Consider the following 6,009-nt stretch of genomic DNA (forward strand, 5'->3'; position numbering starts at 1 on the left):
TTCTGCGGTACAAATCGCACGCTGTCTCCCGGACGTAATAAGATGGGTTCGTCACGCGCCGGATCAAACAGGCTGAGTGAGGTATGACCAATCAACTGCCAGCCACCCGACGTTGCCAGCGGATAAACACCAGTCTGCGGCCCGCCGATCCCGACAGAACCTGCCGGAACGAGCAAGCGCGGTTCAGCGCGCCGTGGCGTGTGTAGTTGTTCCGGCAAACTCCCGAGATACGGGAAGCCCGGTTGAAAACCTAAAAACCAGACCACGTATTCCACGGAGGAGTGCAATTCAACAACCTGTTTTTCGCTCAACCCGCAATACGCCGCGACCACCGCCAAATCCGGTCCGCCTGCACCACCGTAAACCACCGGAATTTCAATAAAGCGAGACTCAGGTTCCAGGGCCTCGCTCTCCTCCCACCAGCGTTGCAAACGCTCTATGGCATCCAGCGCCAGCGACTCAGGATTACGCAAAATCACCGTGATATTGTTCATGCCGGGAATGGCTTCAACCACATTCGGCATATCCACCAGACGCTGCGCCAGTCGCCAGATCCGTTTCTGGCTAGCCAGCGTCACCGGCGGTTCCAGTTCCAGCACTACCGCCGTTTCACCTATCAGATAACAACGCGCTCGTTGCACTTTCGATCCCTCTGATTATTCGTTATGCAGGATTAGGAATATCAATAAAGGTCACATCAAGATCGGTATTTTCATTCAGCCACTCGCTCAATGCGCGAATACCACCGCGTTCAGTGGCATGGTGACCTGCAGCATAAAAATGCAATCCCTGCTCGCGGGCTGAATGAATGGTCTGTTCAGAAACTTCGCCAGTAATAAAAGCATCCACGCCAAAACGCGCGGCGCTATCGATAAAACTTTGCCCGCCGCCCGTGCACCAGGCGACGCGCTGGACCACCTCAGGTCCGGTATCGCCACACCATAACGGCTTACGTCCCAGACGCGCTTCAATCCAGGAGGCTAGTTCCATTCCCGGCACAGGCATGGTCAGCTCTCCCCACGGCACCAACGGCTCAATTTCGCCCATGACCGTGATCCCCAGTAACGCCGCCAGCTGTGCGTTATTGCCCAGCTCAGGATGTGCGTCAAGCGGCAAATGCCAGCCATACAGGTTGATATCATTCGCCAGCAACGTTTTTAAACGGTTACGCTTCATTCCGCGAATGACCGGAGACTCTCCTTTCCAGAAGTAGCCATGATGCACAATGACCGCATCCGCGCCCAGACGCACTGCCTCATCGAGCAAAGCCTGGCTGGCGGTGACACCGGTAACAATTTTTTGCACCGTCTCTTTGCCTTCCACCTGCAAACCATTCGGCGCGTAATCACTAATCGCCGCGCTGTTCAGTTTTTCGTTAATCAGTTGTTCCAGTTCGGTGTTTTTCATCTTCGCGCCTTCCGTATTCTGATAGCTACACCGTTAACATAGCGTTACCTCGCCTGTTCGTCGATAGCCAATCTTTTGACATATTAAGAAACAAACCCGACGCCAAAAGACGCAAATTGTTTATATCATCACGCTTCAGCTAATGTATATTTATGCAATCAGACAGCATATTGCATAAATAATCAGATCTGTATCAAAGTTTTAACTTTAAGGAAACACAAGCACGCCGCGCAACTATTACGTGACGTTGCCGTCAATTGTGGAATTATTATGAATAAACACGCATCACAACCGCGCGCTATTTACTATGTCGTTGCGCTGCAAATCTGGGAATATTTTAGCTTTTACGGCATGCGTGCCCTGCTGATTCTCTATCTCACCAATCAACTAAAATACAACGATACTCACGCCTACGAGTTATTTAGCGCCTACTGTTCGCTGGTGTATGTCACGCCAATCCTCGGTGGCTTTTTGGCGGATAAAGTTCTCGGCAATCGCATGGCGGTGATGCTGGGGGCGTTGTTGATGGCGATCGGTCATGTGGTGCTGGGTGCCAGTGAGATCCATCCGTCATTCCTCTATCTGTCCCTGGCGATTATCGTCTGCGGCTATGGCCTGTTTAAATCTAACGTAAGCTGTCTGCTCGGCGAGCTGTATGAGCCAACCGATCCGCGTCGTGATGGCGGTTTCTCGCTGATGTATGCGGCGGGTAACGTGGGGTCTATTATCGCACCTATCGCCTGTGGTTACGCCCAGGAAGAGTACAGCTGGGCGATGGGCTTTGGCCTGGCGGCGGTTGGCATGATCGCGGGTCTGGTCATTTTCTTATGTGGCAATCGTCATTTCACTCATACCCGCGGCGTTAACAAAAAAGTACTGCGTGCGACAAACTTTCTCCTGCCGAACTGGGGATGGCTGCTGGTTCTGCTGGTGGCAACGCCTGCACTGATTACCGTGCTGTTCTGGAAAGAGTGGTCGGTATACGCCTTAATTGTCGCGACTATTATTGGCCTGGGTGTACTGGCAAAAATTTATCGCAAAGCAGAAAACCAGAAACAGCGGAAGGAGCTGGGGCTGATTGTGACGCTCACCTTCTTCAGTATGTTGTTCTGGGCCTTCGCACAACAGGGCGGTAGCTCGATTAGCCTTTATATCGACCGCTTCGTTAACCGCGATATGTTTGGTTATACCGTTCCGACCGCGATGTTCCAGTCGATTAATGCCTTCGCAGTTATGCTGTGCGGTGTGTTCCTGGCGTGGGTGGTTAAAGAAAGCGTCGCAGGTAATCGTACCGTGCGCATCTGGGGAAAATTTGCTCTTGGCCTTGGCCTGATGAGCGCCGGATTCTGCATTCTGACCTTAAGCGCCCGCTGGTCCGCAATGTATGGTCACTCTTCTCTGCCACTGATGGTGTTAGGCCTCGCGGTGATGGGCTTTGCGGAACTGTTTATCGACCCGGTTGCCATGTCGCAAATTACGCGCATTGAAATTCCGGGCGTGACCGGCGTATTAACCGGCATCTACATGCTGCTTTCTGGCGCGATCGCGAACTATCTGGCGGGCGTGATTGCCGATCAGACATCGCAGGCTTCGTTTGATGCTTCCGGGGCGATCAACTACTCCATCAATGCATATATTGAAGTATTTGATCAAATTACCTGGGGCGCACTGGCGTGTGTAGGACTGGTACTGATGATTTGGCTGTATCAGGCGCTGAAATTCAGAAACCGCGCGCTGGCGCTGGAGTCATAATAGGCCAGCACCGATGCCTGATGCGACGCTTGACGCGTCTTATCAGGCCTACGTATTTCCTGCAATTTATTGAATTTGCACAAATTTGTAGGCTGGATTAGGCGTTCACGCCGCATCCGGCATCTGGGCTCGATTGCCTGACGCGTCTGTTATTTCCCCTTCCGCGCCGCCTCATACGCTGCCAACGTTTGTACTCTCGCCTCTTTGTGCTCGACTATCGGTTGCGGATAATCCAGCTTCACACCTGCTTTCTGCGCCCACTTCCACGGCTCATGCACCGCTTTCCCTGGTACATTGCGCAGCTCCGGTAACCATCGACGAATAAACTCGCCCTCACGGTCAAATTTCTCGCCCTGAGTTATCGGATTGAAAATACGAAAATACGGCGCAGCATCAGTACCCGTAGAAGCCGCCCACTGCCAGCCACCGTTATTAGCTGCCAAATCACCATCAATCAGCTGCGACATGAAATATCGCTCGCCTTCGCGCCAGTCGATCAACAAATCTTTCACCAGAAAACTGGCTGTAATCATCCGTAGCCGGTTATGCATCCAGCCAGTGCTGTTAAGCTGACGCATAGCGGCATCAATAATCGGGTATCCCGTTTTGCCTTTCTGCCAGGCCTGTAAATGTGCGGGATTGCTTTGCCACTGCACACGATCCGTCCAGACAATAAATGGACGATGTTTACACAACGAGGGGTAATACGTCATCAGATGACGGTAGAACTCGCGCCAGATCAGCTCACTAAGCCAGACACTACCGGCCCCACCGTCCAGCGCCTGCGGCTGTTCCGCCAACAAGCGATGCAAACACTGGCGAGGCGATAACCCGCCCGTTGCCAAGCTGGCGGACAAACGGCTGGTGCCTTCCACTGCCGGAAAATCTCGTTGTTGCTCATACTCTCCAGCACCGTTCTCGCAAAACTGGCGTAATTGCGCAATCGCCGCTTTTTCTTCCACCGGGAAATGCGCAGTATCGAAAGACTGACGAGGATAATTCAGCGTAATGGATGGCGCGGGCTTTATCGATCCGCTACTACGAACTTTTGGTGCAGCGACGCACTCCGGCATCCCTTCCCGCAGCCGTTTCAGCCAGGCATTCTTAAAAGGCGTAAAGACTTTGTACATCTCGTGATTGCCGGTCATCACCGCCCCCGGCGGCAGGATCACGCTGTCATCAAATCCTTCACACACCACGTTACGCAGCGCTCTTTCAACGTCCACATCCCGCGCTCGCTCATTCACCTCATACTGATAGTTATAAAAAAGATGAGTAACGCTGTTTTCCGCGCACACCTGTTTAACTATTTCGACACTGGCGACAAAGTCATCCACTTCACGGAACAATAAAGGAATACCTTTTTCCGCCAGCGCGATTTGTAGCCCATTCAGTTGAGCATTGATAAGTTCAGCCTGACGCGGCGACATGTTATGCGTCTCCCACTGGCGTGGTGTAGCGATATACAGCGCCAGCACGCGTGCAGACGAATTGCGGCAGGCGGCAGCCAGTGCGAGATTATCGTGCAGACGTAAATCCTGGCGAAACCAGGCCAGATGGGTAGTCATAAAACTCCTGAATGGCGCAAGTTAATCACACGCGGCCAAAGTTCGAAATAACGCTGCCCTGAAAGCCAGGCGTCAGGATAAAGCGCCATATAGTGTTTGATACGCATCAGCGGCGCAAGAAGTGGTTGCTCGCCACGGCGATAACTGTCGATAAGCGCAGCCAGCTGCTGGCGTTCTGTGGAATCAATATGCGGGCGAAAATAACCCTGAACGTGCATCAAAACGTTGGTGTGATCGCGCGGGTTGGCGGGATGAGAAAGCAAAACAATTACGCGTTGGCGGTACTGGTTGTAAAAATCATCCAGATTTTGCCACTGATGAATATCAGCCACAAACGGGCCAAGTTTGCGGTACTCGGGCTGAGAATGGGCCAGAAAGACGAGTTTATAGCGGCTGTGATAATCGAGAAGCGCCCCGCGCGTTAAGCCATGTTCTTTCAGTCGATGTAACTCATGAAGGGCGAAGATACGGATTAGGGTGCTGTCATCAAATCGTTGTAGATTCATTACTGCTCCTGAACGGTATACAGGAGTAAGTGTAGACGTTGGTAAATGATGTTTGTGAAGTTAATCCGCTAGCAGGGCAAGATTACGAAAGCGCGCTCCCCGCAAGCAACTAATCAAGGTAGTTAATCATGGCTGAACACGATATTACGCCAGAAGTCACCATTTCCAAAACACAGCGCCGCTATAAAGTCAGCTATGTCAGAGCCCGCCACCAGGACCGCAAAACCGGTATAGCCCGGTATTATTCACAACATCCCAGCCTGCACCTTAAGGGCGACTGGCTGAAAGAGGCCGGATTTGATACCGGACGGGGTGTCACGGTGAAGATTTCGGAGGGGGGCCTGACCATCATCGCTGACAGTGACGAGGTGCAGGAACTGCGGGAGGAACTTTATCAGGTTAAACAGGTAGTTAAGGGGATGCGGGATGGGATGTTTAGTGTGCTGAACGAAAGTTAAATATTAAAAAAGCTGGGAAGATTTAAAACCTTCCTAGCTTTTTATTCTGTCTTATTATAATGGATACTCATCATCTTCCGATGAATTTATAAATTGCTCCAAGTTTACATGAAGAGTACTTAACCTAGTTTTTAACTCATTAAGTGAAGCGATAATTTCATATTTTCCAACATAATCATATGATGGATCGTATTCATTATCTATGTCAGAAGCTAAAAATGATGATATTCGTAGTTTAAATTTAGCTTCATCTTTATTACATTCATTGGCATAAGGTGAATGCCCTATCATAGCATATTCATCTAATCTAAAAGGATA

The 6,009-nt window shown here is 51.0% G+C and carries 7 protein-coding genes; 2 read left to right on the forward strand and 5 right to left on the reverse strand.

All coding sequences use genetic code 11. The features are described from left to right. Positions 1-641, reverse strand: a 641-nt coding sequence (pxpB, locus tag ACUU1M_RS18125) for a 5-oxoprolinase subunit PxpB (RefSeq protein ID WP_449144721.1), incomplete at its 3' end; no start/stop codon positions are given. 22 nt (positions 642-663) lie between these two features. Beyond that, the gene (gene ybgI, locus ACUU1M_RS18130; RefSeq protein ID WP_000798874.1) at positions 664-1,407 is read right to left on the reverse strand and encodes a radiation resistance protein YbgI; all 744 of its coding nucleotides are present in this window, start codon (positions 1,405-1,407) and stop codon (positions 664-666) included. 270 nt (positions 1,408-1,677) lie between these two features. Between ybgI and dtpD the strand changes: the two genes are divergently transcribed. Continuing rightward, on the forward strand, positions 1,678-3,159 hold the full coding sequence (gene dtpD, locus ACUU1M_RS18135; RefSeq protein WP_001032694.1) for a dipeptide permease DtpD: 1,482 nt from the start codon (positions 1,678-1,680) through the stop codon (positions 3,157-3,159). 149 nt (positions 3,160-3,308) lie between these two features. On the opposite strand, the gene phrB is transcribed toward dtpD, so the two are convergent. Together phrB and ACUU1M_RS18145 are read right to left on the reverse strand one after the other, a co-directional pair. After that, the gene (gene phrB, locus ACUU1M_RS18140) at positions 3,309-4,727 is read right to left on the reverse strand and encodes a deoxyribodipyrimidine photo-lyase (RefSeq protein WP_000207084.1); all 1,419 of its coding nucleotides are present in this window, start codon (positions 4,725-4,727) and stop codon (positions 3,309-3,311) included. Beyond that, entirely contained in the window at positions 4,724-5,233 is a 510-nt protein-coding gene (locus ACUU1M_RS18145) for a YbgA family protein (protein ID WP_001053303.1), read from the reverse strand. The genes phrB and ACUU1M_RS18145 overlap by 4 nt, the downstream gene beginning before the upstream one ends. Positions 5,234-5,361: 128 nt before the next feature. Here ACUU1M_RS18145 and ACUU1M_RS18150 point away from each other — a divergent pair, with 128 nt between their 5' ends. After that, positions 5,362-5,691 carry a SymE family type I addiction module toxin gene (locus ACUU1M_RS18150; protein WP_000807564.1) on the forward strand — a complete coding sequence of 110 codons (330 nt, stop codon included), beginning with the start codon at positions 5,362-5,364 and terminating at the stop codon, positions 5,689-5,691. Positions 5,692-5,745: 54 nt separating this feature from the next. Here the strand turns inward: ACUU1M_RS18150 and ACUU1M_RS18155 are convergent. Then, positions 5,746-6,009: hypothetical protein (locus ACUU1M_RS18155; RefSeq protein WP_449144722.1), on the reverse strand; the 264-nt coding region annotated here is incomplete at its 5' end.

The sequence above is a fragment of the Shigella sp. SIG6 genome (assembly GCF_053555815.1).